Annotated in this window: 24 protein-coding genes and 1 pseudogene; 13 read left to right on the top strand and 12 right to left on the bottom strand. The window is 70.8% G+C overall.

Features of this window, described 5'->3' with window-relative positions; translation table 11 throughout:
* Nucleotides 1-10: 10 nt before the first annotated feature.
* Nucleotides 11-535: a mycothiol transferase gene (locus tag A5697_RS19805; RefSeq protein ID WP_067949157.1), complete on the bottom strand. Its 525-nt coding sequence runs from the start codon at nucleotides 533-535 to the stop codon at nucleotides 11-13.
* A 54-nt stretch (nucleotides 536-589) separates the two neighbouring features.
* On the opposite strand from A5697_RS19805, the gene A5697_RS19800 reads away from it, so the two are divergent.
* From A5697_RS19800 to A5697_RS19785, 4 genes and pseudogenes are all read left to right on the top strand, one after another.
* Nucleotides 590-2320, top strand: coding sequence for an amidohydrolase family protein (locus A5697_RS19800; protein ID WP_067949159.1), 1731 nt, complete (start codon nucleotides 590-592; stop codon nucleotides 2318-2320).
* Between the two features lie 38 nt (nucleotides 2321-2358).
* Nucleotides 2359-2931: pseudogene (locus A5697_RS19795) on the top strand (PPE family protein); the annotation flags it as partial.
* A 63-nt stretch (nucleotides 2932-2994) separates the two neighbouring features.
* A complete protein-coding gene (locus tag A5697_RS19790) occupies nucleotides 2995-3393 on the top strand; it encodes a hypothetical protein (RefSeq protein WP_067949161.1) in 399 nt (132 codons plus the stop codon).
* 18 nt (nucleotides 3394-3411) lie between these two features.
* Nucleotides 3412-3963 (top strand): carboxymuconolactone decarboxylase family protein, encoded by a 552-nt coding sequence (locus tag A5697_RS19785; protein ID WP_068011763.1) that lies wholly within the window; start codon nucleotides 3412-3414, stop codon nucleotides 3961-3963.
* Here A5697_RS19785 and A5697_RS19780 read toward each other — a convergent pair.
* The 3 genes from A5697_RS19780 to A5697_RS19770 form a co-directional block, all read right to left on the bottom strand.
* On the bottom strand, nucleotides 3960-4778 hold the full coding sequence (locus tag A5697_RS19780) for an SDR family oxidoreductase (RefSeq protein WP_068011811.1): 819 nt from the start codon (nucleotides 4776-4778) through the stop codon (nucleotides 3960-3962). The genes A5697_RS19785 and A5697_RS19780 overlap by 4 nt on opposite strands.
* Nucleotides 4779-4883: 105 nt before the next feature.
* Nucleotides 4884-6509 carry a chaperonin GroEL gene (gene groL, locus A5697_RS19775; protein WP_067949166.1) on the bottom strand — a complete coding sequence of 542 codons (1626 nt, stop codon included), beginning with the start codon at nucleotides 6507-6509 and terminating at the stop codon, nucleotides 4884-4886.
* Between the two features lie 203 nt (nucleotides 6510-6712).
* Nucleotides 6713-7294 (bottom strand): TetR/AcrR family transcriptional regulator, encoded by a 582-nt coding sequence (locus tag A5697_RS19770; RefSeq protein ID WP_067949168.1) that lies wholly within the window; start codon nucleotides 7292-7294, stop codon nucleotides 6713-6715.
* Nucleotides 7295-7381: 87 nt separating this feature from the next.
* Between A5697_RS19770 and A5697_RS19765 the strand changes: the two genes are divergently transcribed.
* Nucleotides 7382-8296, top strand: coding sequence for an SDR family NAD(P)-dependent oxidoreductase (locus A5697_RS19765; RefSeq protein ID WP_068011762.1), 915 nt, complete (start codon nucleotides 7382-7384; stop codon nucleotides 8294-8296).
* Here A5697_RS19765 and A5697_RS19760 read toward each other — a convergent pair.
* Nucleotides 8277-9011: a M24 family metallopeptidase gene (locus A5697_RS19760; RefSeq protein WP_068011761.1), complete on the bottom strand. Its 735-nt coding sequence runs from the start codon at nucleotides 9009-9011 to the stop codon at nucleotides 8277-8279. The two genes, A5697_RS19765 and A5697_RS19760, sit on opposite strands and share 20 nt — an antisense overlap.
* Between A5697_RS19760 and A5697_RS19755 the strand changes: the two genes are divergently transcribed.
* Complete coding sequence (locus A5697_RS19755) at nucleotides 9010-9504, top strand: cupin domain-containing protein (RefSeq protein WP_067949174.1); 495 nt, start codon at nucleotides 9010-9012, stop codon at nucleotides 9502-9504. The two genes, A5697_RS19760 and A5697_RS19755, sit on opposite strands and share 2 nt — an antisense overlap.
* Nucleotides 9505-9755: 251 nt before the next feature.
* Here A5697_RS19755 and A5697_RS28480 read toward each other — a convergent pair whose 3' ends face one another.
* Genes A5697_RS28480 through A5697_RS19745 form a run of 3 tightly spaced genes read right to left on the bottom strand, consistent with a single transcriptional unit; the run spans nucleotide 9756 to nucleotide 11662 of the window.
* Entirely contained in the window at nucleotides 9756-10373 is a 618-nt protein-coding gene (locus tag A5697_RS28480) for a hypothetical protein (RefSeq protein ID WP_231972119.1), read from the bottom strand.
* A gap of 15 nt (nucleotides 10374-10388) precedes the next feature.
* Entirely contained in the window at nucleotides 10389-11198 is an 810-nt protein-coding gene (locus tag A5697_RS28475; RefSeq protein ID WP_231972118.1) for an NAD(P)/FAD-dependent oxidoreductase, read from the bottom strand.
* A complete protein-coding gene (locus tag A5697_RS19745) occupies nucleotides 11189-11662 on the bottom strand; it encodes a VOC family protein (RefSeq protein WP_068011760.1) in 474 nt (157 codons plus the stop codon). Before A5697_RS19745 ends, A5697_RS28475 begins: the two co-directional genes overlap by 10 nt.
* A gap of 74 nt (nucleotides 11663-11736) precedes the next feature.
* Between A5697_RS19745 and glp the strand changes: the two genes are divergently transcribed.
* A complete protein-coding gene (glp, locus tag A5697_RS19740) occupies nucleotides 11737-12942 on the top strand; it encodes a gephyrin-like molybdotransferase Glp (protein ID WP_068011759.1) in 1206 nt (401 codons plus the stop codon).
* Here the strand turns inward: glp and A5697_RS19735 are convergent, their stop codons facing one another.
* On the bottom strand, nucleotides 12943-14139 hold the full coding sequence (locus tag A5697_RS19735) for an MFS transporter (RefSeq protein ID WP_068011758.1): 1197 nt from the start codon (nucleotides 14137-14139) through the stop codon (nucleotides 12943-12945).
* Nucleotides 14140-14204: 65 nt separating this feature from the next.
* On the opposite strand from A5697_RS19735, the gene A5697_RS19730 reads away from it, so the two are divergent.
* Genes A5697_RS19730 through A5697_RS19720 form a run of 3 tightly spaced genes read left to right on the top strand, consistent with a single transcriptional unit; the run spans nucleotide 14205 to nucleotide 17961 of the window.
* Complete coding sequence (locus A5697_RS19730) at nucleotides 14205-14924, top strand: phosphatidylserine decarboxylase (protein WP_067949182.1); 720 nt, start codon at nucleotides 14205-14207, stop codon at nucleotides 14922-14924.
* Nucleotides 14924-15787 (top strand): CDP-diacylglycerol--serine O-phosphatidyltransferase, encoded by an 864-nt coding sequence (gene pssA, locus A5697_RS19725; RefSeq protein ID WP_067949184.1) that lies wholly within the window; start codon nucleotides 14924-14926, stop codon nucleotides 15785-15787. Before A5697_RS19730 ends, pssA begins: the two co-directional genes overlap by 1 nt.
* Entirely contained in the window at nucleotides 15784-17961 is a 2178-nt protein-coding gene (locus A5697_RS19720; protein ID WP_068011757.1) for an AAA family ATPase, read from the top strand. The genes pssA and A5697_RS19720 overlap by 4 nt, the downstream gene beginning before the upstream one ends.
* On the opposite strand, the gene A5697_RS19715 is transcribed toward A5697_RS19720, so the two are convergent.
* Complete coding sequence (locus A5697_RS19715; protein WP_068011756.1) at nucleotides 17935-18531, bottom strand: TetR/AcrR family transcriptional regulator; 597 nt, start codon at nucleotides 18529-18531, stop codon at nucleotides 17935-17937. The two genes, A5697_RS19720 and A5697_RS19715, sit on opposite strands and share 27 nt — an antisense overlap.
* 21 nt (nucleotides 18532-18552) lie before the next feature.
* Here A5697_RS19715 and A5697_RS19710 point away from each other — a divergent pair, with 21 nt between their 5' ends.
* The 3 genes from A5697_RS19710 (at nucleotide 18553) to A5697_RS19700 (ending at nucleotide 21976) form a co-directional block, all read left to right on the top strand.
* On the top strand, nucleotides 18553-19344 hold the full coding sequence (locus tag A5697_RS19710; protein ID WP_068011755.1) for a hypothetical protein: 792 nt from the start codon (nucleotides 18553-18555) through the stop codon (nucleotides 19342-19344).
* Nucleotides 19345-19542: 198 nt separating this feature from the next.
* Nucleotides 19543-20934: an MFS transporter gene (locus tag A5697_RS19705; protein ID WP_082953505.1), complete on the top strand. Its 1392-nt coding sequence runs from the start codon at nucleotides 19543-19545 to the stop codon at nucleotides 20932-20934.
* A gap of 115 nt (nucleotides 20935-21049) precedes the next feature.
* Nucleotides 21050-21976 (top strand): SDR family NAD(P)-dependent oxidoreductase, encoded by a 927-nt coding sequence (locus A5697_RS19700; protein WP_068011753.1) that lies wholly within the window; start codon nucleotides 21050-21052, stop codon nucleotides 21974-21976.
* Here A5697_RS19700 and A5697_RS19695 read toward each other — a convergent pair.
* Both A5697_RS19695 and A5697_RS19690 read right to left on the bottom strand, forming a co-directional pair.
* A complete protein-coding gene (locus A5697_RS19695) occupies nucleotides 21930-22742 on the bottom strand; it encodes an enoyl-CoA hydratase/isomerase family protein (RefSeq protein ID WP_068011752.1) in 813 nt (270 codons plus the stop codon). The two genes, A5697_RS19700 and A5697_RS19695, sit on opposite strands and share 47 nt — an antisense overlap.
* Nucleotides 22739-23761: a TIGR03617 family F420-dependent LLM class oxidoreductase gene (locus A5697_RS19690; RefSeq protein WP_068011751.1), complete on the bottom strand. Its 1023-nt coding sequence runs from the start codon at nucleotides 23759-23761 to the stop codon at nucleotides 22739-22741. Before A5697_RS19690 ends, A5697_RS19695 begins: the two co-directional genes overlap by 4 nt.
* Between the last annotated feature and the right edge of the window lie 11 nt (nucleotides 23762-23772).

Raw genomic sequence — 23772 nt, 5'->3', positions numbered from 1 at the left:
CGGAGAACCCTTAGGGCGCGATTCCGCGAACGTAGGCAGCCTGCCCGAGGTGCTGGGCGCAGTCGTCGATGATGCTCACCAACCGGGCGCTGGCGGTCACCGGCGGGTCCCAGTTGGTGTCGACCACCCGCTCCAGCTCGGCGGCGGTCACGCCGGCGATGTATTCGAGCGTGAGCTTGTGCACCGCGTGGTAGTAGCCGGCCAGCAGATCCGCGGGCGCCTTGACCTTCGCGACCTGCTCGGGCTTGTGCCCGTAGCCGGTGTCGTTGCGCGGCAGGTCCAGCCCGAACCGGTCCACCCAGCCGTCGCGCAGCCACACCTGCTCGACGCCCGCGACGTCGGCCAGTTGGATGTCCTGCACCCGCGCGCTGTGCCAGAGCAACCAGGCGATGCTGTTGGCGTCGGGGGTCGCCTGGTAGGTGGCGACGTCGTCGGTCAATCCGTCGGCGATCTCGTCGACGTGTTCGATCAACCGGGTGAAGGCGTCGCGAAGCAGTTCCTGGACGGCGGCATCGGGGCTGGAGGTGTTGGCCATACCAGCGACACTAGATCCTGGCACGAGCCACCGGCACGGTCGTAGATTGTTTGGATGACGTACGACCTGATCATTCGCAACGGCACCATCGTCGACGGGCTGGGCGGCGAGCCGTATGTCGGCGACGTCGCGGTGCGCGACGGCGTCATCACGGCCGTCGGTCACGTGAACGGCGAAGGGGCCGAACGGGAGATCGACGCCACCGGGCTGCTGGTCACCCCGGGCTTCGTCGACCTGCACACCCACTACGACGGCCAGGCCATCTGGTCGGAACGCCTGACGCCGTCGTCGGCACACGGGGTGACCACGGTGGTGATGGGCAACTGCGGGGTCGGCTTCGCCCCGTGCCGCCAGGAAGACCACGACGTGCTCGTCGACGTGATGGCCGGCGTCGAGGACATTCCCGGTGTCGTCATGACCGACGGCCTGCCCTGGACGTGGGAGACGTTCCCCGAATACATGGACGCCCTGGACGCGGGCAGGCGGGACATCGACGTTGCGGCGTATCTGCCGCACTCCCCTCTGCGCGTCTACGTGATGGGTCAGCGCGGCGCCGACCGCGAGCCGGCCACCGCCGAGGACCTCGCCAAGATGCGGGCGCTCGCCAAGGAGGCCGTCGAGGCCGGCGCGCTGGGCTTCGCGTCGTCCCGGCTGACCATCCACAAGACCGAAAGTGGTTCGCCCATCCCGAGCTACGACGCCGCCCGGGAGGAGATCGAAGAGATCGCCCGCGGTGTCGTCGACGGCGGCGGCGGCCTGCTGCAGTTCGTGCCGGACATTCCGGCCGGCGGTTACGAGCCCGTGCTGCAGACAGTGTTCGACGTCGCCGAGGATGTCGGCCTGCCGCTGACGTTCACGCTCGTCGTCGCCAACGCCGGCGACCCCACGTGGCCGGACGCCATCACGATGATCGAGAAGGCCAACGCCGCGGGCGGTGACATCACCGCCCAGCTGCTCCCGCGCCCGATCGGGCTGATCATCGGACTCCAGCTGTCCGCCAACCCTTTCGTGCTCTACCCCAGCTACCGAGAGATCGCGCACCTGCCGCTGGCCGAGCGGGTCGCCGAGATGCGCAAGCCGGAGGTGCGGGCGCGCATCCTGTCCGACAAGCCCGGCGTCGGTCACCCGATCCTGTACGTGGCGCAGATGTGGGACTGGATCTTCCCGCTGGGCGACACCCCGGACTACGAGCCGGACCCGTCGACCAGCATCGGTGCCCGGGCCCGGGCCAAGGGCGTCGACCCGATGGAGGAGGCCTACGACCGGCTGCTCGACGACGACGGCCGGGCCATGCTCTTGGTGGCCACCAGCAACCTGCAGGGCAATTCGCTGGACACCGTCGGGGAGCTGCTGCACCGCGACGACGTGGTGCTGGGGCTCGGCGATGGCGGCGCGCACTACGGGATGATCTGCGACGCCAGTTACTCGACGTACTTCCTGGCGCACTGGGCCCGCGACCGGAAGTCGGGGCGGTTCACGGTGCCGGAGGCCGTCCGCGAACTCACCTCGGTGCCGGCCCGCATCGCCGGGCTGGGCGACCGGGGCCGCGTCGCGGTCGGGTACAAAGCCGACCTCAACGTCATCGATCACGCGGCGTTGCGGCTGCACAAACCGGTGATCAGTTACGACCTGCCGGCCGGGGGGAGGCGGCTGGATCAGACCGCCGACGGGTACGTCGCCACGATCGTGGCCGGCCAAGTGATCGCGGAGAACGGTGTGCCCACCGAAGCCCGCCCAGGCAAGTTGGTGCGCGGCCGGCAACCTCGCCCGGTACCCGCGCAATAACGCCACCAAAATCGCCAAATCCCGGGTAAGTTGAGCCGGTGACGAGCCCGCATTTTGCGTGGTTGCCGCCCGAAGTCAACTCGGCACGAATCTTCGCGGGTCCCGGAGCCGGGCCGCTGCTTGCTGCCGCGGAAGCTTGGGACGGCCTGGCCGAGGACCTGGCTTCCTCAGCATCGTCATTTTCTTCGGTCACGTCAAATTTGGCCAACGGCTCCTGGCAGGGTCCGTCGTCGGCGGCGATGATGGCCCTCGCCACGCACTACGTGAGCTGGCTCAGCGCGGCCGCGGCCCAGGCCGAGGCGGTGTCCAGCCAGGCGTCGGCCGTCGCGCACGCGTTCGAGGGGGCGCTGGCCGCCACCGTGCAGCCCGCGGTGGTCGCGGCCAACCGCGCTCTGGCGCAAGCGTTGTCGGCCACGAACTGGCTGGGCCAGAACACCCCCGCGATCGCCGACATCGAGGCCGCTTACGACCAGATGTGGGCGTCGGACGTGGAAGCGATGTACGGCTACCACGCCGACGCGTCGGCGGCCGTGGAGAAGCTGGCGCCCTGGCAGCAGGTGCTGCAGAACCTCGGCTTCCACTTCAGCAGCAGCGGACAGCTCACGTTCGGCCTGCCCGCGGCGCGGGTTCCGCGCACGCTCTGACGGCCGCGGCCCGCGCCTATCCTGAGAACCATGCGCACGAAGAAGAAGGTGGACATCGAGCGGCTCGCCGCCGCCCTCCCCGACTACCCGTACGCGTACCTGGTGACCGTCGACGACGACTACCGCGTGCACACCGTGACCGTCGAGCCACGGCTGCGCGAGGCGATCGTCGACGTCGGCCTCATCGGGGGCCGCACCCGGCAGAATCTCGCGCAGCGCCGCGACGTCACCCTGCTGTGGCCCCCGACCCAGCCGGGCGGCTATTCGCTGATCGTCGACGGCACGGCCGAGGTGACGGATGCGGGGGACGCGGTACGCCTGGCCGTGGCGCCCACCCGCGCGCTGTTGCACCGGGAGGCCGAGCCCGACTCCCCCGGCGCGGCCAAGGGCTGCCTGCACGACTGCGTGGTGTTCTCGCTGCCGGCCTAGCGCCGTACAGTCTCATCCGTGAGCCGCGTCGCACCGCTCGCCCCGCCGTGGAGCGAAGAAGATGCCGCTGGGATCAACAGCTGGGGGCATCCGGACCGCACCTATGAGCCGCTGCTTCTGGTGCGCTGCCTGCAGCGCCACCCCGCGCTGGCCAGCCGGCTGCGCAAACTCGGCGAATCACTTTATGTCGCAGCGCTTTTGCCGGCCCGGACGCGGACGATCGCCATACTGCGCACCTGCGCGCTGGTCGGCTGCGCGTACGAGTGGGGCGGGCAGGCGGCGTTCTGGGGTCCGATCGCGGGGGTCAGCGACGACGAGTGCGACGCGCTGGTGACCGGCGACGGCAACGACCCGCGGTGGAGCCCGGCCGAACGGACGCTGATCGGGGCGGTGGACGAACTCGAGCGCACCGGTTCATGGTCGGAGGCGACATGGATTGCACTGGGGCGCTTCCTTGACGACGAGCAGCGGATCGAATTGCTCACGGCCGTCGGCTGGTATCGCACGATTTGCACGCTGTGCAACGCGCTGGCCCTGCCGGTGGAGGGCTGGATGCGGCGCTGGCCCTAGTCCCGATCTCTGCGCAGGGCTGGATGCTGGTTCTTCACCAGCGGCAGCAGCACCCGTCGCGGCATGAATTGGAACAGCCGGGTGGTGATCTGGCTCGGCAGCCCGGGGATCACCGTTCCGCGGTCGTGCTCGAGCGCGTCGACCCCGGCGCGCGCCACGTCGCGCGACGGCATCCACATGAACTTCGGGAAGGCGTCCGCGAAGTCCCGCTCGTCCATACGGGCGTTCTTCACGAACTCGGTGCGCACCGGCCCCGGGCACAACAGCGCGACCGTGACGCCGGTGCCGGCGAGTTCGGCGCGCAGGCCTTGGGTGTAGTTGTTGACGAACGCCTTCGTGGCGGCGTAGCCGATCTGCCCGGGAAACGGCTGGTATCCCGCGGTGGATCCGACGTTGAGGATCGCCCCCTGCCGGCGGGGCACCATCTGCTGGGCCGCGCGCGTGCTCAGGTCGATGACAGCCTCGACATTGACGCGCACCTGGGCGATCTCGTCGTCGACGGACGTTTTCGTCACCGACCCCATGGTCCCGATGCCGGCGTTGTTGACGAGGATGTCGGCGGTCAGCCCGCGGCGCTCCACCTCGCCGAGGAGGCCGGCGCGGGCTGTCGCGTCTGCGACGTCGCAGGCGATCACCTCGACCCGGACACGGCCCGACAGTTCCTCGGCCAGCTCGCGCAGCCGCTCCTCGCGGCGGGCGACGAGCGTGACGCCGTGGCCCCGGCCGGCCAGCTCGCGTGCGATGTCGGCGCCGATGCCCGACGACGCGCCGGTCACGACGGCGGTGCTGGTGGGCGAGGGGGCGGGAAGGGGCATGGTGTTCACCCTACGGAAAGCTTCACATTCGGCGTCGAGCAGCCGCCGGCGGCCACACGAAAAGGCCCGACTCCCGAAGGGAGCCGGGCCTTTTCGTAACGGGACTTAGAAGTCCATACCGCCCATGCCGCCGGTCGGGTCGCCCGCGGGAGCGGCCGCCTTCTCCGGCTTGTCGGCGACGACGGCCTCGGTGGTCAGGAATAGCCCGGCAATGGACGCCGCGTTCTGCAGCGCCGAGCGGGTGACCTTGACCGGGTCGGCAACGCCGGCCTTGAGCAGGTCCTCGTACTCACCGGTGGCGGCGTTCAGGCCGGTCCCGGCGGGCGAGTTGCGGACCTTTTCGGCGACAACGCCGGGCTCCAGCCCGGAGTTGAAGGCGATCTGCTTCAGCGGAGCCTCGAGCGCGACGCGCACGATGTTCACGCCGGTCGCCTCGTCACCGGAGAGCTTCAGCTCGTCCAGGGACGGCGACGCGTGCAGCAGGGCCACGCCACCACCGGCGACGATGCCCTCCTCGACGGCCGCCTTGGCGTTGCGCACCGCGTCCTCGATGCGGTGCTTGCGCTCCTTGAGCTCCACCTCGGTGGCGGCGCCGGCCTTGATCACCGCAACACCGCCGGCCAGCTTGGCCAGGCGCTCCTGCAGCTTCTCGCGGTCGTAGTCGGAGTCGCTGTTCTCGATCTCCTGGCGGATCTGGGCCACGCGGCCGGCGATGGCGTCGGTGTCACCGGCGCCCTCGACGATCGTGGTCTCGTCCTTGGTGACGACGACCTTGCGGGCCTTACCGAGCAGGGCGACGTCGGCGCTCTCCAGCGACAGGCCGACCTCCTCGCTGATCACCTGACCACCGGTGAGGATCGCCATGTCCTGCAGCATCGCCTTGCGGCGGTCACCGAAGCCGGGGGCCTTGACGGCCACCGACTTGAAGGTGCCGCGGATCTTGTTGACGACCAGGGTGCTCAACGCCTCACCCTCGACGTCCTCGGCGATGATCAGCAGCGGCTTGCCGGCCTGGATGACCTTCTCCAGCAGCGGGAGCAGGTCCTTGACCGTCGACACCTTGGAGCTGACCAGCAGGATGTAGGGGTCCTCGAGGACCGCTTCCTGCCGCTCGGCGTCGGTGACGAAGTAGCCCGAGATGTAGCCCTTGTCGAACCGCATGCCCTCGGTGAGCTCGAGCTGCAGGCCGAAGGTGTTGGACTCCTCGACGGTGATGACACCCTCGTTGCCGACCTTGTCCATCGCCTCGGCGATCAGGTCGCCGATCGACTGGTCGCCCGCGGAGATCGCGGCGGTCGCGGCGATCTGCTCCTTGGTCTCGACCTCCTTGGCCTGCTTGAGCAGGGTCTCGGTGACCTTCTCGACGGCCTTCTCGATGCCGCGCTTGAGACCCAGCGGGTTGGCGCCGGCCGCGACGTTGCGCAGGCCCTCTTTCACCAGCGCCTGGGCCAGCACCGTGGCCGTCGTCGTGCCGTCACCGGCGACGTCGTCGGTCTTCTTGGCGACTTCCTTGACCAGCTCGGCGCCGATCTTCTCGTACGGGTCCTCCAGCTCGATCTCCTTGGCGATGGACACACCATCGTTGGTGATCGTGGGGGCACCCCACTTCTTCTCCAGGACGACGTTGCGACCCTTGGGGCCCAACGTCACCTTTACCGCGTCGGCGAGGGCGTTGAGCCCGCGCTCGAGGCCGCGACGGGCCTCTTCGTCGTACGCAATTGTCTTGGCCATTGCGAAGTGATTCCTCCGGATCGGGAATGACACCGGGTGACCACGCGTGGTCACCCCATTACTTACGCTGGCCGGGTGCAGTGCCCGCGACGGACGACCCCAGGTGTCTGCTGGTCTCACCGTCCCGACCTAGCACTCGCCAGTCGCGAGTGCCAACGTCATTCTTAGCACTCGCCTATGCCGAGTGCAAGGACAGTTCGGCCCTATCGCGGCGGGCGTAAACCGTCGATGACGACGTCGGTCGCCCGCTCGGCCAGCACCGAGTCGTAGGCCTGCATCGCCTGGCAGCCGACCAGGATCGCCTTGAGATCCCCTATATCGATGTCGCCGCGCGCGGTGCCCGCGTTCTGCGCGGCCCGCAGCAGCTCGCCGAGCATGGCCTTGAAGGCGTCTTCGGCCTCGGGCGCGGCGCAGGCGATGTCGATCCCGTAGCCGGCCAGGGCGTCGACCAGGCCGCGGTCCGCGGCACCCCACTGCAGCACCATCGAGCGCAGAAAGGCGAAGAGCGCCTCGCCGGGCCCCTCGGACTCCAGCAGGGCGTGCCCGTCGTCGACGAGGCGGCGCATCCGGTCCTCGATCACAGCGGTGAAGAGCGCTTCCTTCGTCGGGAAGTGCCGGTACACGGTGCCGGCCCCCACCCCGGCGCGCCGCGCGACGTCGTCGATGGGCACGGACAGGCCTTCGGCCGCGAAGGTCTCGTAGGCCACGTCCAGCACGCGCGCGCGGTTACGCGCGGCGTCGGCGCGCAACGGCCTCGCGGGCTCGGCCAAGTGTTCACCACCCATCGGTTGACAAAGCGGGGCGTACGTTCCGTATAGTCGAATCAACCGGAGCGCTCGCCCCGTTTAGTCTAACCGTTCTAGGAGGAAACCATGGCCAAATGGACCGCCGCCGACATTCCCGACCAGGCCGGACGGGTCGCCGTCATCACGGGAGCCAACACCGGCCTCGGTTACGAGACGGCCGCCGCGCTGGCCGACCACGGGGCGCGCGTCGTGCTCGCGGTGCGCAACCTCGACAAGGGCAAGGACGCCGCCGCGCGGATCACCGCCGCCAGCCCGCACGCCGACGTCGTCCTCCAGGAGCTCGACCTGACGTCGCTGGAGTCCGTCCGCGCCGCGGCCGAACAGCTCAAGGCCGACTACGACCGCATCGACCTGCTGATCAACAACGCGGGCGTCATGTACACACCGAAGGAAACCACCAGAGACGGCTTCGAGATGCAGTTCGGCACCAACCACCTGGGCCACTTTGCGCTCACCGGCCTGGTACTCGAGCGGCTGTTGCCGGTCCCCGGATCGCGGGTCGTGACGGTGAGCAGCATGGGCCATCGCATCCTCGCCGACATCCACTTCGACGACCTGCAGTGGGAACGCTCCTACAACCGGGTCGCGGCCTACGGGCAGGCCAAGCTGGCCAACCTGTTGTTCACCTACGAGCTGCAGCGCAGGCTCGCCTCCCACGGCACGACGATCGCCGCTGCCGCGCACCCCGGCGGGTCGAACACCGAGCTGGGCCGCTACACGCCCATGGTGTTCCGGCCGCTCGTCAACGTGTTCTTCTCAGTGATCGCGCAGGACGCGGCGATGGGGGCGCTGCCGACGCTGCGGGCCGCCACCGACCCCGGGGTACTGGGCGGCCAGTACTACGGCCCCGACGGCTTCGCCGAAACGCGCGGCTACCCCAAGCTGGTCTCGTCCAGCTCGAAGTCGCACGACGCCGACCTGCAGCGGCGGTTGTGGGCGGTTTCGGAGGAGCTGACCGGCGTCACGTATCCCCTCGACTGAGGTCGAGCAGCTGCTCGTAGAAGCCGCCGAAGCCGCGGGCCCGGTCGGCCAGATGGATCTCCAGGATCCAATGGCAGGCGCGGCCGGCCGGGTCCGTGCGCCGCATCGGCTTGTTCGATCCGGGCATGATGTACCACTGGACGCCGGGGCCGGCGATCTTCTTGTGTGGGAACTCCCCGACCAGGTGGCCGGCGATGGCACTGGCGAACTCGAAGCCTTCGGCGTGCGCCAGCCCGACGACGAAGTCGTACAGCTCGGCGCCGGTGACGTCCGGGCGCGCATCGAAGTACTCGCGGCCGGCCCGCCACACCCGGGGCAGCGCGTCGCGGACGGCGGTCTTGTGCGGGTCGTCGCCGAGCACGAAGGTGCGGCCGAAGTCCGCCTCCCACTCCGCGAATATCGGCCCGAGGTCCAGGAAGACGATGTCGTCGTCGTCGACCACCCGGTCCGGCGGGCGCTCGCTGAAGGGCTGCAGGGTGTTCTCCCCGGCGCGCACGATCCGCCGATGCCAGTGCCGGGTGACCCCGAGCATTTCCGCGGCGAGCTGGTTGATTTCGTCGGACAACCGCTTTTCCGAGACGCCGGGGCGAATCATGGCGCGCCGCTCGATCTCGTCGAACAATCGCGTCGCCTTCTCCTGGGCGTCGAGCAGCCGTTCCACCCGAACTTTTTCGTCGGCCACGCCCGCGATGTTATAGCCGCACACTGGAGGCATGTCCCTCGTCGTGCCGCCCTATCCCCCGCCCCGATACACCAAGGACGAGCCGGAGATCAGCGCCTGGCTCAAGCGGGCCGACTCGCCGCCCGACTACGAAACCGGCGGCGTCAAGTACCACTACCTGGCCAACCAACAGGCCACCGGCGGCGACTACGGGCTCTACCGGGTCGACCTGCCCGCCGGCGGCGGCGGGCCCGGCCCGCACTTTCACCGGGCGATGTCCGAGGCCTTCTTCGTGTTGTCCGGGACGATGAAGCTCTACGACGGCACCCAGTGGGCCGACGGCCGGCAAGGCGACTTCCTCTACGTCCCGCCCGGCGGCGTCCACGGCTTCCGCAACGGGGCCGACGAGCCGGCGTCGATCCTGATGCTGTTCGCGCCGGGCGCGCCGCGGGAGGCCTACTTCGAGGGCTTCGGGGCGCTCGCCGACATGACCGACGATGAGCGTAGGGAGTGGTTCGTCCGCCACGACAATTACTGGGTGCAGTAGACCCGCCCGGGTTAATGGTGAGCGAACTTTCCGCGCTCGCCGGCGATGCGCCGCCTATGCGCGACGTAGGGTGTGGCCGTGCAGGTGAGGTCGAAGCGGGCTGCGGCGTGGTTGCGGATGAAGGTCGAGACGGCATTCAGCGCCCCGGTCAGGACCGCGGAGCGGGTCAAACGCCCGAGGCGCCCCGGCCTCAAACCCTTGCCGACCGCGTCCGCCAGGGTCCGCGGTCGGCGGCGCAGGCCCGCGATCGGTCACCGGGCGAAGCGGTAGTCGGCGTCGACCAGCTCGCGGGTGCGCTCGAAGAAAGTCCGCCCGCTGTACGGCAATTGGGTGACCACTTTCCCGCTGGGATGGCGGAAGTAGTTGCTGCACGCCAGCCAGACCTTGCCCGCCATCGCGGCCTGGATCTCGTCGTTGTAGCGGCGCTGCGCGTCGGGTGTCACCTCCACGGTGCGCGCTTTGCGGGCGGTCATCGCGTCGAGGATGTGGCGGACGAAGGTCGTCTGCGCCTCGTGGATGTAGATGATCGAGTTGACGCCGTTCGTGTTGGGGCCGTACAGCGTGAAGAAATTGGGATAGCCGGCCACCAGGGTGCCCAGGTACGCCTCGGCGCCGTCGCTCCAGTCGTCGGCCAGGCGGCGACCGCCGGCGCCGTACACGTCGATGCTCGCCAGATAGTCGGCGGCCTTGAACCCGGTGCCGTAGATGATGGTGTCCACGCGGTGCTCGACACCGTCCGCGGTGCGCACCCCCCGCTCGGTCAGTTCGGCGATGGCGGTGGTCTCCAGGGAGACGTTGGGCAGCGCGAACGTGGGGTACCACTCGCGTGACATCAGCGGCCGCTTGCAGCCGGCGGGATAGTCCGGCATCAGCTTGGCCCGCAGCTACCTCATGCGCAAGGTCGCCGATCCCGAGCTGCGGGCCAGCTCGGTGGCCTCCCGCGTCTGGTCGGCCGCGACGTCGAAGCTGGACGACTCGTAGGCGTCGAAGGCCTCGTCGCGCAGCTTCCGCGCCGTCTCGGGGTGGCGTTGGAACTCCTCCTGCTGCTCGGGCGTGAACGGGAAGTCGAATCGGGGAGCGATCCAGATCGGTGTCCGCTGAAACACGGTCAGGTGCGCGGTCTTTCGCGCGATCGCGGGCACGTACTGGATCGCGCTGGCGCCGGTCCCGATGGACGCCACCCGCTCCCCGGCCGTCGGCTTGCTGTGATCCCAACGGGCCGAATGGAATTGCCGGCCCCGGAACCGCCGCGACCCGGGGATGTCCGGGATGTGGGGCACGTCGAGCATCCCGACGGCGCTGACCACCACGTCGAATTCGTGCTCGCGGCCGTCGCCGTCGGTCAGCGTCCAGCGGCGCCGGGCGTCCGACCAGCGCACGGCGGCAATCGCGGTGTTGGCCCGCAGGCGCGCGCCCAGCCCGTGGTCGATGGCAACCTTTTCCAGATACGCCAGGATCTCGGGCTGGTTGGCGTACGTCTTGCTCCACCGCGGGTTGGGCGCGAAGGAATACGAGTACAGGTGCGACGGGACGTCACACGCCGCGCCCGGAAAGGTGTTGTGGCGCCAGGTTCCGCCGAATCCGTCGGCCCGGTCGAAGATGGTGAACTCGTAGCCGCCCTGGGCCAGCTGGATGCCCATGGCGATGCCACCGGCGCCCGCGCCGATGATCCCGACGGTCGGCTTCACCCCCATTGGGCGAAGTACGGTCGCTGCGGGCGGCTCTTCTCCACCAGGATGAACACCACACCCCAGGGGTCGACGAACCACGTGGTGCGGACCCGCGCGACCTCCGCGGTTCCCTCGGTCAGGAAGCGCACGCCCCTGCCCTCCAGCTCCGCCCGGGTGGCGTCGAGGTCCGCACAGATGAGCCCGACGTGGGACAGCCCGTGATCGGTGAGGGCCCGGTCGCCGACGCGCCCGTCGGCGCCGAGGTATTCGATGACCTCGAGCACGCGATCGCCGTCGCCCGGCAACCCCACGATCGCCGCCTTCATGCTGGGGTCGGACACCAGCTCGCCCATGTCGTCGCGAATGGCATTACCGGTCATCACGTACGGCGGCGAGAGCACATGCAGGCCCAACACGTCTCGGTAGAACGCCACGGCGGCCTCGCAATCCGGAACACACACCCCGGTGTGGGCCAAACCGGTAATCACGTTCTCGACTCTACGTCGGCCCGCAGGACTCACCGGGGTCGGTTTGAAAAATCCGACCGGCCGATAATGGCCGGGTGCGGTCGGTCGAAGAACATCAGCGCGTCGTAGCCGAATTGATCCGTCCCCGGCCGGCGGCCACCACCGCGCTGGCCGAGGCGCAGGGCTTGGTCCTGGCCGACGACGTGGTCGCACGGCTGGCGCTACCGGTCTTCGACAACTCCGCGATGGACGGATACGCGGTGCGCGCCGAGGACACCTCCGGCGCCACGCCCGAGCACCCGGTGGTGCTGGAGGTCGCCGAGGACATCCCCGCCGGCCGCACCGACGCGTTGACGCTGCAACCGAACACCGCGCACCGCATCATGACCGGCGCGCCGCTGCCCGCCGGGGCGACGGCCGTCGTGCCCGTCGAAGACACCGACGGCGGCGTGGATGTCGTGGCGATCCGCGCGCCGCGCGACGCGGGCAAGCACATCCGGCGTGCGGGTGAGGACGTCGCCCCCGGCACCACCGTCCTGCGGCGCGGCCAGGTGGTGACCCCGGCCGTGCTCGGCCTGGCCGCGGCGCTGGGAATGGCCGAGCTGCCGGTGCTCCCGCGCCAACGCGTGCTGGTGCTATCGACCGGGTCGGAGCTGGTCGCGCCCGGCAGCCCGCTGCGGCCGGGCCAGATTTACGAGTCCAACTCGATCATGCTGGCCGGCGCCGTTCGCGACGCGGGCGCCGACGTGGTAGCTGTCGCGACCGCCGAGGACGACGTCGCGCAGTTCACCGCGATCCTGGACCGCTACGCGGCCGACTCCGACCTGATCATCACCAGCGGCGGGGTCAGCGCCGGCGCCTACGAGGTGGTCAAGGACGCGTTCGGCCGCGAGGGTGATCAGGGCGTGGAGTTCGTCAAGGTGGCGATGCAGCCCGGCATGCCGCAAGGGATCGGCCGGGTGGCCGGCGCGACGATCGTCACCTTGCCCGGCAACCCGGTCAGCGCCCTGGTGTCGTTCGAGGTGTTCATCCGGCCCGCGCTGCGCAAAGCCATGGGCCTGCCCGACCCGGAGCGCCCGCACCGGGCGGCCGTGCTCACCGAGTCGTTGACCTCGCCGGGCGGCAAGCGGCAGTTCCGCCGCGCGGTGCTGGACCGCGACGCCGGCACCGTCACCAGTTACGGCCCGCCCGCCTCGCACCACCTGCGGTGGCTCGCGTCGGCGAACGCGCTGCTGGACATCCCCGAGGACGTCGTCGAGGTGTCCGAAGGGACCGAGCTGCAGGTGTGGGATCTCACCTAGCTAGCTCGCGGGGGTGGCCACCTGCCGGTGGAATTCGTCGGCCCGGTCGAAGGCGGTGGCGCAGCGGATGGCGACGGCGATCACGGTCATCAGCACCGGGATCGTCACCAGCGCCGCGGCCAGTCCGACCCGATCGGCCAGGTGGCCGATCAGCGGCGGCCCCAGCAGGTAGCCCAGCCAGCCCGTCGCCGCGACGATGGCGATCGCCGATCCCGCACCGCCCGCGCCGTAGGCGGCGCTGAACGCGGTGGGCACCAGCAGCGCCACGCCGACCCCCAGACAGGCGAATCCGACAACGCTGACAACGGGATTGGCGGTCACCAGCGCCACGCCCATGCCCGCCGCCGCGAACAGCGCGAGCGCCGGCAGCAACCGGCGGGCCGACACCCGCGCGTGCAGGCGTATCGCGCCCAACCGGGTGACGACCATCGTCAGCGTGTAGGCCGCGTAGCTCAACGCGGCGATCCCGGGACCCGCGCCGACGACGTTGCGCAGGTAGTTGGCCGACCAGTCGGTGGCGGCGCCCTCGCACAGGAACGACACGAAGGCCACCGCCGCAAGGATCGCCACCGCCGGTGTCAGCCAGGCCCCTCTGCCAGGCGACGCCGCGGCCGCGCCCGCCCGGTCCGGGATCAGCCGCCGGGTCAGCGCCCCGACGACGACCAGGACCGCGAGCCCGACTGCCGCCAGCTGCGGCGTCAGATCGACGCCAGCGCTCACGCACGCCGCGCCGATCAGGGCGCCCAGTAGCGCACCGAGGCTCCACATGCCGTGGAAGCGGGCCATGATCGGCGCCCGCGCCAGGCGCTCGACCGTGCCCGCTTGGGTGTTCATCGCGACGTCCAGCCCGCCCTGGAACATCCCCCACAACGTCAGCGCCGCGAACAGCCAGGGCCCGGACCGGGCCAGCCCCACCGTCGTGCCCGCGAGGGCGTAGCCGGCGGCCGTCACGGGGATCAGCCGGTGGCTGCCCCAGCGCGGCAGCGCCCAGTGGCTGCCCAGCGTGGCCACGACCGACCCCAGGGGCGCGCCGAACAGCGCCGTCCCCAGCGCCGCGTCGGACAGGCCGAGGTCGGCCTTGACGGCCGGGATGTGGGCGGCCCACGAGGAGAACCCGACGGCGTGGGCGATGAATACGGCGGTGACGGCGATCTTCGCCGGGCGCAGCCGCGGCGCCCAATCGTCATTCGGATGCATGTCGAAGGTGGGCGTTCCCCCTGCGGGCCCGAACCAACCGGCCGCGCCTTTCGTAAGATGGCCGCGTGGCACGACGCCCCCGCCCTATCGGCCCGACGGCCGAGGACCCAACGTTCAGCCCGCAGCACGCGTTGGAGTTGGTGCGCTCGACCATTCCGCCGGTACACCCGGCCGGCCGCCCGTTCATCGCCGGCGGCCTGGCGGTGGCGCTGGCCGGCCGCAGGCACCGGTGGATCCGGCGGGCCGGCCTGCTCGCGGCCGGCGCGTGCGCGGGGTTCTTCCGCCACCCGCCGCGCGTCCCGCCGACCCGGCCGGGCGCGGTCGTCGCGCCCGCCGACGGGGTGGTGTGCGTGATCGATTCCGCCGCCCCGCCCGCCGAACTCGGCATGGGCGACGCGCCGCTCCCGCGCGTCAGCATCTTCCTGTCGCTGCTGGACGCGCACGTGCAGCGCGCGCCGGTGAGCGGCGAGGTGATCGCGATGCAGCACCGGCCCGGCCGGTTCGGGTCGGCCGATCTGGCCTCGGCGAGCACCGAGAACGAACGCACCAGTCTGCGGATCCGGACGGCGACGGGCGCGGAGGTGGTGGCGGTGCAGGTCGCCGGGCTGTTGGCGCGGCGCATCATCTGCGACGCGCGCGTCGGCGACAAGCTGACCATCGGTGACACCTACGGCCTGATCCGGTTCGGCTCCCGGCTCGACACCTATCTGCCCCCGGGCGCCGAGCCGCTGGTCCTCGTCGGGCAGCGCGCCATCGCCGGCGAAACCGTGCTGGCCGAGCTGTGATGATCAGCAAGCCGCGCGGCAGGCCGTCGGTCAACCTGCAGATCCTGCCGAGCGCGATGACCGTGTTGTCCATCTGCGCGGGCCTGACCTCGATCCGGTTCGCCCTCGAGCACCAGCCGAAGGCGGCGATGGCGTTGATCGCCGCGGCGGCCATCCTGGACGGCCTGGACGGCCGGGTGGCCCGCATCCTGGATGCCCAGTCGCGCATGGGCGAGGAGATCGACTCGCTGGCCGACGCGGTGAACTTCGGCGTGACGCCGGCGATCGTGCTCTACGTGACGCTGTTGGGGAAGTCGCCGGCCGGTTGGGTGGTCATCCTGCTCTACGCGGTGTGCGTGGTGTTGCGGCTGGCGCGGTACAACGCGCTGCAGGCGGACGGCAGTCAGCCCGCCTACACCCACGAGTTCTTCGTCGGCATGCCCGCGCCGGCGGGTGCGGTGTCGATGATCGGGCTGATCGGCCTCAAATTGCAGTTCGGCGAGGGCTGGTGGACCTCGACGACGTTCCTGTGCATCTGGATCACCGGGACGTCGATGTTGATGATCAGCAAGATCCCGATGCGCAAGATGCATGCCGCGGCGGTGCCGCCGAGCTGGGCCGCGCCACTGCTGGCGCTGCTGGCGATCTGCGCGGCCGCCGCGGTGCTGGCGCCGTACGTCCTGATCTGGGTCATCATCATCGCCTACCTGTGCCACGTGCCGTTCGCGGTCCGCAACCAGCGCTGGCTTGCCGCGCACCCCGAGGCGTGGGCCGACAAGCCCAAGCAGCGCCGCGCCGCGCGGCGCGCGATCCGCCGGGCGCAACCGAACCGCCGGTCGATGGCGCGGCTGGGTCTGCGCAAACCGGGTGGGCGCCTGCCATGAGCTCACCGGGCGAGGATGCGGCCCGTCAGCTCACGCTCACCGCGCGGTTGAACACCTCGGCCGTCGACTCGCGCCGCGGCGTGGTCCGGTTGCATCCGAGCGCGATTGCCGCGCTCGGCATTCGGGAGTGGGACGCGGTGGCGCTGACGGGCTCGCGGACCACGGCGGCGGTGGCGGCCCTCGCCGGCCCGGACACCCCGGTCGGCACGGCACTGCTCGACGACGTGACGTTGTCCAACGCCGGGCTGCGCGAGGGCACCCCGGTAATCGTCGGCGCGGTCACCGTCTACGCCGCGCGATCGGTGACGCTGTCCGGCTCGTCGCTGGCCCACCAGTCGATCTCGCCGGTCACGTTGCGGCAGGCCCTGCTCGGCAAGGTGCTGACCGTCGGCGACGCGGTGTCGCTGCTGCCCCGCGACCTGGGCCCGCCGTTCTCGACGTCGGCCGCCGCCCGCGCGCTCGCCGCCTCGGTCGGCATCAGCTGGACCTCGGAGCTGTTGACGGTCACCGGCGTCGACCCCGCGGGCCCGGTCAGCGTGCAGCCCAACTCGCTGGTCACCTGGGGTGTCGGCGTGCCGTCCGGGGTGGCGCTGTCGCAGGACTTCGTCGACGTCGCCAGCCCCGAGACCGTCGTCGAGGAGCTCAAGGGATCGCAGCCGCAGGCCGCCAAGCTCGCCGAATGGCTCAAGCTCGCGCTCGACGAACCGCACCTGCTCAAGACGCTCGGCGCGGGCGCCAACCTCGGCGTGCTGGTGTCGGGTCCGGCCGGCGTCGGCAAGGTGACGCTGGTGCGCGCGGTGTGCGACGGCCGCAGGCTGGTGAAACTGGACGGCCCGGAGGTGGGCGCGCTGACGCCGGAAGACCGGCTCAAGACCGTGAGTTCGGCGGTGCAGACCGTCCGCGAGGGCGGTGGCGTCCTGCTCATCACCGACGTCGACGCCCTGCTGCCGGCCACCCCCGAGCCGGTGGCCGCCCTGATCCTGGGCGAGCTGCGCACCGCGGTCGCGACCGAGGGCGTCGCGCTGATCGCCACCTCCGCGCGGCCCGACCAGCTCGATGCCCGGCTGCGCGCGCCGGACCTGTGCGACCGGGAGCTGAGCCTGCCGCTGCCCGACGCCGGCACCCGCAAGGCGCTGCTGGAGTCGCTGCTGAAATCGGTGCCGGCCGGCGCCCTGGATCTCAACGAGATCGCCGCGCGCACACCGGGTTTCGTGGTTGCGGACCTGGCCGCGCTGCTACGCGAGGCGGCGCTGCGCGCGGCCTCGCGCGCCAGCACCGACGGCCGGCCACCCGAGCTGAACCAGGACGACCTGCTCGGCGCGCTGACCGTCATCCGGCCGCTGTCCCGGTCGGCCAGCGAGGAAGTGACCGTCGGCAATGTCACGCTCAACGACGTCGGGGACATGGCCGAGGCCCGGCAGGCGCTGACCGAGGCCGTGTTGTGGCCGCTGCAGCACCCCGACACGTTCGCCCGGTTGGGTGTCGAACCGCCGCGCGGCGTGCTGCTGTACGGGCCGCCCGGCTGCGGCAAGACCTTCGTCGTGCGCGCGCTGGCCAGCACCGGGCAGCTGTCCGTGCACGCCGTCAAGGGATCCGAGCTGATGGACAAGTGGGTGGGCAGCTCGGAAAAGGCTGTCCGCGAACTGTTTCGGCGCGCCCGCGACTCCGCCCCGTCGCTGGTGTTCCTCGACGAGATCGACGCGCTGGCGCCGCGGCGCGGGCAGAGCTTCGACTCGGGCGTGACCGACCGGGTGGTGGCCGCGCTGCTGACCGAACTCGACGGCGTTAACCCGCTGCGCGACGTCGTCGTGCTGGGCGCCACCAACCGGCCCGACCTGATCGACCCGGCGCTGCTGCGGCCGGGCCGGCTGGAGCGGCACGTCTTCATCGAACCGCCCGACGCCGCCGCCCGCCGCGAAATCCTGCGCACCGCGGGCAAATCCGTCCCGCTGAGCGACGACGTCGACCTCGACGAGGTGGCCGCCGGGCTCGACGGCTACAGCGCCGCCGACTGCGTGGCGCTGCTGCGCGAGGCGGCGCTGACCGCGATGCGGCGGTCCATCGACGCCACCGACGTGACGGCCGCCGACATCGCGGCCGCGCGCCAAATCGTGCGCCCGTCACTGGATCCCACGCAGGTGGAGGCGCTACGCGCCTTCGCCAAAGCTCCGTAGCACCGCCAGCGCCGACGCCGCGACGTCGTTCTCCAGCCAGCGCGGCATCGGGTCGTCGCGGGCATGGCGCCGCACCACCGCGTAGGGCAGGTCCGCGACGGCCCGCGCGACGGCGTCGACGGACCGGGGCCTGGCGTTGCCGTACAGGTCCCGGGCCAGCGCCGCGATCCGCTCGGTCAGTGGCGCGTTCATCGCGGCGAGCGTCTGCTGGAACTCCGCGTCGGGTTCCTCGTCGAGCAGGTCGCCGGGCCGGATCGTCAGCAACAGCCGGGCGTCGTCGGGCAGCTCGCGCGCGAAGCTGACGGCTGCCACGGCCATGGCGACTGCGGTGTCCGCCGGGGTTTCGCCGTCGGCGGCCAGGGCCCGCGCCTGAAACCGCTCGAGCGCGCGCAGCCACGCCGCCGTCAGGATGCCGTCGCGATTGCCGAACCGGTGATAGAGCGTGCCCGCGGGGGCACCGCTGGTCTTGGCGATGGCGGCGACGCTCGCCGCGCGCGGCCCGCCGTCGAGCACCAGCGCCCGGGCGGCGTCGAGGATCACATCGGTTTCATGCTTCCGCGGAGGCGCCATGATCTAGTACATTCCTTCTATATGGAACGATTACCCTATATCGATGAGCATGCCATAACCGTCGACGCGGATCGCGACGACACGTGGGCCGCGCTGCTGCGGGTGATGTGCCGGGACCCCGGCGACCCGTCGGCCGTGCCGATTGGCTTCGCGCTGGACGAGGCGCGCCCGCCGGAGCGGTTCGCGCTGAAGGGCCGGCACCCCTTCGCGGTGTACCGCTGGGTGTTCGAGCTGGAGGACGCGGGCGCGGGGTGCACCCGGGTGCGCGCCGGGACCTGGGCGGCCTTCCCTGGCGTGCACGGCAAGGCCTACCGGGCACTCGTCATCGGCACCGGTGCGCACGCCGTCGTCACGCGGTGGACCCTGCACCGCATTGCGGCGGCCGCCGGGCGAGCCGACTACACCGACGTCTTCGAAGTCCTTCTCCCGCAGGGTGACTCACGCACCGCCGAGCAGACGTTCCGCGATGCGGTCGGGCGGGGCGGGGGTGGCGGCGTCGTCCCGTGGATCCACCGCCACGTGTTGAGATTCCGCCTCGGGCCGTATTCGTCGCCCGAGCACATCATCGGCTGGACGATCGCGCGTTCGGATCGCGACGAACTCGTGCTGACCGCGCGCGGACCGCTCATGCGCGGCGAGCTGACGCTGCGACGCCAGGACGGCCGGGCCGCACTCACCACCCGCGTGCAGTACCGCCGCAGATTCAGCGCCCGAACGGTCTGGGCCGTGATCGGGCCACTGCACCGGGCCGTGGCGCCGCGAATGCTGGAGCGCGCCGCCGGTCGAGGCGTTACTCGGATGGCCCAACGCTGAAATGCGCGGGCGTGAACCTATCGCCCGTGACGAACGTCGGATTAGGCGTAACCCAGTTGGCTACTAGGGAGCATCCGGCCCGAATGGGCCCGATGCGATCCGGCACCTTCGAGGAGAAGCGCCCATGAACAACGCGCCGGCGCGATGATCCCCGCATCACTCGTAAGACTCCGCGATGTCGCTCCGACGACGCGGGTGATGACGGTGGCGATCATGGTGTCGATGGTCGCGTTCCTCGATGGCACCGTCGTGAATCTGGCGCTGCCGGCCACGGCCCGTGACATCGGCGGCGGGATGTGCACGCAGCAATGGGTCGTCGACGGCTACCTGCTCGCCGTGGCGGCCACGGTCCTGCCGGGCGGCGCGATCTCCGATCTGTTCGGGCGAATCCCGGTAATGCGCTTCGGGCTGGCGGCGTTTGGAGCGGGCTCGATGCTGGCGGCCACGGCGGGTACCCCGGCGATGCTGATCGCGGGGCGCCTCGTACAGGGGCTGGGCGGCGCCTTTCTCGTCCCCGGCTCGCTGGCCCTGATCAACTCGTCGTTCGATGTCGCGAGGCGGCCCGCGGCGATCGGGGCCTGGACGGCCTGGACCAGCAGCGCCTTCGCGGTGGGACCGTTGCTGGGCGGGCTGGCCGTGGACTTCCTGAACTGGCGCTGGATCTACATTCTGTCGGCGATCCCGATGGCCGTCGGCTTCGCCTTGACGTATTGGCTGCGCCGGGTGCCCGCGCCCACCGAACGCGCCCGCCTCGACGTGGTAGGCGCCGCGCTCTCGGCGATCGGCCTGGCCGCCACGGTCTATGCGCTGATCGAACAGGGCCGACGGGGATGGGGCGACGCCCGGGTCGACGCCGCGTTGGTGACGGGGGTCGCGGCATTGCTCGCGTTCGTGGCGTGGCAGCGCCGCACGGCGCACCCGATGGTGCCGCTCAGCCTGTTCACGACCCGCAATTTCGCCGGAGCCAACCTGCTCACCGCGTTCGTCTACGGCGGCATCACGATGGGCTCGTTGGCCATCGGTCTGTACATGCAAGAGGTCGCCGGGTATTCGGCCACCGCCGCGGGCCTGGTCACGCTGCCCAGCCCCATCATGTCGTTGTTGTTCGCCCGCGGAGTCGGCGGCTTGGCCGCACGGTTCGGGTCGAGGATCTTCCTGATCTCGGGCCCGGCGCTGGCGGGGGCGGGGCTGCTGCTCATCGGCCCCACCGCGCACCAATTGCACGTCGTCACAGACGTATTGCCGGGCAGGATCCTGCTGGCCCTCGGCATGGTCCTGGCGATCACGCCGCTGACCACGGTCAACTTGTCCGCCGTCAAGTCCGCGCACAGCGGGATCGCCGCCGCGATCCAGAACGCGACGGGGCGGACGTCCGCGCTGATCGCCGTGGCCTGCGTGGGAGTGATCACCGCCAACAGGATGACCGACGCCGGCTTTGCCCGGCTGCTGGAGGTCAGCTCGCTGCTGTTCTTCATCGGCGCCGTCGTCGGCGGCCTCGGCATCAGAAACGCGCCCGCTTCGGCCGAGCCCGTTTCGGATGCGGCCCGGGAGCGCCCGGTCTCGATCGCGCCGGCTTCGAGGGCGGCTTGAGCGCCGACCGGCGGATTGCATTAGTCAGCATTTGAGCCGACGCGTGTAACGTGGCGCTCGCCATGACGCAGGACGCCAAAGAATCGGTCGTGATTCCCCTGTGGCAGTTGGCCAGATGACCGAGCCACCGACCGCGCTGGACGTCGTCCACGGAATCGACCTGTCCGGCAAGGTCTGTGTGATCACCGGCGCGTCATCTGGGTTGGGGCGCGAGGCGGCCCGCGCGCTGGCCGCCGCGGGCACGCACGTCGTCCTGGCCGCCCGCAACCCGGCGGCGCTTTCGGAGGCGGCAGGGTGGATCGCGACCGAGGTGCCCGGCGCGCGGACGTCGGCGGTCGAGCTCGACCTCACGACGCTGGCGGGCGTCCGGGCGGCGGCGACCGCGATCGGCGACATCGCCCCGGCCATCGACGTTCTGATGAACAACGCCGGCGTGATGTTCACACCGTTCGGCAGGACGAGCGATGGATTCGAGATGCAGATCGGCACCAACCATTTCGGGCACTTCGAACTGACCCGGCTCCTGGTGCCGCGGCTCGCCGCCGCCGGCGGGGCCCGGATGGTCAACCTGTCGTCCGCGGGCCACATCATGGGTGACGTCGACTTCGACGATCCCAACTGGGAGCGCCGCGAGTACGACAAGTTCGCCGCGTACGGCGCGTCGAAAACGGCGAACATCCTGCACGCCGTGGCAGCCGACCGGCGCCTGCGCGACGACGGAATCCGGGCCTACGCCGTCCATCCCGGCACGGTGGCCACCTCGCTCGCCCGGCACATGTCCCGGGCGGACTTCTCGCGGCTGCGTAAACCGACGGGCGAGCGGCTCGACGTCACCACGCCCGACCGCGGTGCGGCCACCCAGGTGTGGGCGGCGGTCAGCCCGGAGCTCGCCGGTCGCGGGGGGCTGTATCTCGAAGACTGCGGGATCAGCGAACCGGCCCCCTACGCTCGCGACGAGCGGCGCGCGGACCAGTGGTGGGAGATCTCGGAGAAGCTCACGTTTCCGGGAGTGGGGTCCACTCGCGGGACAGCCGCGACGTGAACGACGGCGGCCGGCGCTCGCGGAAGGCGGCCACCCCTTCGCGCGCGTCCGCGCTGCCCATGACGCGTTGGTGCAGCCGTGTTTCCAACGCGGCGACCTGCCGCGGGGTGTAGTTGTTGATCGCGGTGTCCCACAGCAGCCGCTTGCACAGCGCCGCCGACATCGGCGCCACGTTGACGGCGATGTCGCGAGCCAGCTCCACCGCGTGGTCGAGCACCTGGCCGGCCGGCAGCGCCCGGTTTGCGATGCCGAGCGCCACGGCCTCGGCCCCGCCGAATGTTCGCCCCGTGAGCAGGATGTCCGCGGCCGCCCCCAGCGTGGTCAGCTGCGCCAGCGTCCAGTGCGACATGCAGTCGGGGAGCACTCCCCGGCGGACCTGCACCACACCGTATTTGGCGTCCTCGGCGACGATGCGCAGGTCGGCCTGCAGGGCGATGGTCAGGCCGATGCCGATCGCGTGGCCGTTGAGGGCGGCGATCACCGGCTTGCGCAACTCGAATGCCGCCGGGCTGATCGGTGACGCCGAGAACTCCGCGGCCGGCGCCTCGAATGGGCTTGTGTCGCCGGAGAAGTCGGCCCCGGCGCAGAACGCGCGGCCCGCGCCGGTCACGACGATGGCCCGGACGTCGTCGTCGCCGTCGCACTCGGCGTACGCGCGGCTCAGCATTGCGCCCATCTCGGCGGTGTAGGCGTTGAGCTGCTCGGGCCGGTTGAGCGTGAGCACCGCCACGCCCGCATCGACGTCGACGGTCAGATCGGGGCTCATCGCAGGACCGGGGCGCGGTGCAGCGCACCGATCAGGTCGGCGACGTCCGCGGTGCGCGGCGTGTAGCCCGGGAAGTAGCAGCACACTTCGGCGGCGTGCTCGGAGAACCGGGCGGCGATCTGCTCGGCGCATTGCTCGGGGGTGCCGACGATGCCGATCCGGGCCACCATCTCGTCGCCGATCAGCCGCCGCATCTCGGCGAAGCGGCCCTGCTTGGACAGGGCGTTGAGCTCGGGCTGGACGTCGGCCCACCCCTCGGCCTCCAGCACCGGCAGGTAGGCCGGGGTCGACCCGTAGAACGAAATGAGTGCTGCCACACCGTCGACCGCAGCGGCCAGGTCGGCCTCGTCGCGGCCGACGGCGACCATGGCCTGGGCGATGATCTGGAATCCGTCGGAGGATCGGCCCGCGCGGCGCAGCCCGTCGGCGACCGCGGGGACGGTGCGCTCGGCGAAATGGCGGGCGCTGTTGAACGGCATCACCAGCAGCCCGTCGGCCACTTCGGCGGCGGTGCGCGTCATCACCGGGCCCAGCGCGCCCAGCAGCACCGGTGGCGGCCCGAACGGGTTGGGCCCCGGGTTGAAGTTGGGCGCCATGATGGTGTGGGTGAAGAACTCGCCGCGAAAGTCCAGCGGGCGCTTGCCTTCCCAGGCCGCGAAGATCGCCTTGATCGCCGCGACGGTTTCGGCCATCCGCGCCGCGGGCCGCTCCCACTTACTGCCGTAACGCTTTTCGATGTGCGCCTTCACCTGTGAGCCCAGGCCGAGCCGGAACCGGCCGCCGCTGTAGAGCTGCAGGTCGTAGGCGGCGTGCGCCAGGTGCAGCGGGCTGCGCGGCGGGGCGATCGCCACGTTGGTCATCAGCTCCAGGTTGGTCGTGCCGGCGGCGATGATCAGCGGGAAGAACACGTCGTGCTGGCCCTCGAAGGTGAACAGGCCGTCGGCTCCGGTCGCGGCGATGTCGGCCGCGCTGTCCGCCGCATCCACCGGTGAGCCGTTGACCTGTAGCTGAACCTTCATGCAATCCCCTA

Origin of the sequence: Mycobacterium sp. E3251, assembly GCF_001666835.1 — a bacterium.
Taxonomy (GTDB): Bacteria; Actinomycetota; Actinomycetes; order Mycobacteriales; family Mycobacteriaceae; genus Mycobacterium.
The sequence above is the reverse complement of the archived record's forward strand: the minus strand, read 5'-3'. Positions and strand labels throughout refer to the sequence as shown.

What these genes read in the sequence shown, in the direction of transcription:
- A5697_RS19805 (WP_067949157.1), bottom strand. Translation starts at nt 535, where the DNA reads ATGGCCAACACCTCCAGCCCCGATGCCGCCGTCCAGGAACTGCTTCGC.
- A5697_RS19800 (WP_067949159.1), top strand. Translation starts at nt 590, where the DNA reads ATGACGTACGACCTGATCATTCGCAACGGCACCATCGTCGACGGGCTG.
- A5697_RS19790 (WP_067949161.1), top strand. Translation starts at nt 2,995, where the DNA reads ATGCGCACGAAGAAGAAGGTGGACATCGAGCGGCTCGCCGCCGCCCTC.
- A5697_RS19780 (WP_068011811.1), bottom strand. Translation starts at nt 4,778, where the DNA reads ATGCCCCTTCCCGCCCCCTCGCCCACCAGCACCGCCGTCGTGACCGGC.
- groL (WP_067949166.1), bottom strand. Translation starts at nt 6,509, where the DNA reads ATGGCCAAGACAATTGCGTACGACGAAGAGGCCCGTCGCGGCCTCGAG.
- A5697_RS19770 (WP_067949168.1), bottom strand. Translation starts at nt 7,294, where the DNA reads ATGGGTGGTGAACACTTGGCCGAGCCCGCGAGGCCGTTGCGCGCCGAC.
- A5697_RS19765 (WP_068011762.1), top strand. Translation starts at nt 7,382, where the DNA reads ATGGCCAAATGGACCGCCGCCGACATTCCCGACCAGGCCGGACGGGTC.
- A5697_RS19755 (WP_067949174.1), top strand. Translation starts at nt 9,010, where the DNA reads ATGTCCCTCGTCGTGCCGCCCTATCCCCCGCCCCGATACACCAAGGAC.
- A5697_RS19760 (WP_068011761.1), bottom strand. Translation starts at nt 9,011, where the DNA reads ATGCCTCCAGTGTGCGGCTATAACATCGCGGGCGTGGCCGACGAAAAA.
- A5697_RS28480 (WP_231972119.1), bottom strand. Translation starts at nt 10,373, where the DNA reads ATGCCGGACTATCCCGCCGGCTGCAAGCGGCCGCTGATGTCACGCGAG.
- A5697_RS28475 (WP_231972118.1), bottom strand. Translation starts at nt 11,198, where the DNA reads ATGGGGGTGAAGCCGACCGTCGGGATCATCGGCGCGGGCGCCGGTGGC.
- A5697_RS19735 (WP_068011758.1), bottom strand. Translation starts at nt 14,139, where the DNA reads ATGCATCCGAATGACGATTGGGCGCCGCGGCTGCGCCCGGCGAAGATC.
- pssA (WP_067949184.1), top strand. Translation starts at nt 14,924, where the DNA reads ATGATCAGCAAGCCGCGCGGCAGGCCGTCGGTCAACCTGCAGATCCTG.
- A5697_RS19720 (WP_068011757.1), top strand. Translation starts at nt 15,784, where the DNA reads ATGAGCTCACCGGGCGAGGATGCGGCCCGTCAGCTCACGCTCACCGCG.
- A5697_RS19715 (WP_068011756.1), bottom strand. Translation starts at nt 18,531, where the DNA reads ATGGCGCCTCCGCGGAAGCATGAAACCGATGTGATCCTCGACGCCGCC.
- A5697_RS19710 (WP_068011755.1), top strand. Translation starts at nt 18,553, where the DNA reads ATGGAACGATTACCCTATATCGATGAGCATGCCATAACCGTCGACGCG.
- A5697_RS19705 (WP_082953505.1), top strand. Translation starts at nt 19,543, where the DNA reads ATGACGGTGGCGATCATGGTGTCGATGGTCGCGTTCCTCGATGGCACC.
- A5697_RS19700 (WP_068011753.1), top strand. Translation starts at nt 21,050, where the DNA reads ATGACCGAGCCACCGACCGCGCTGGACGTCGTCCACGGAATCGACCTG.
- A5697_RS19695 (WP_068011752.1), bottom strand. Translation starts at nt 22,742, where the DNA reads ATGAGCCCCGATCTGACCGTCGACGTCGATGCGGGCGTGGCGGTGCTC.
- A5697_RS19690 (WP_068011751.1), bottom strand. Translation starts at nt 23,761, where the DNA reads ATGAAGGTTCAGCTACAGGTCAACGGCTCACCGGTGGATGCGGCGGAC.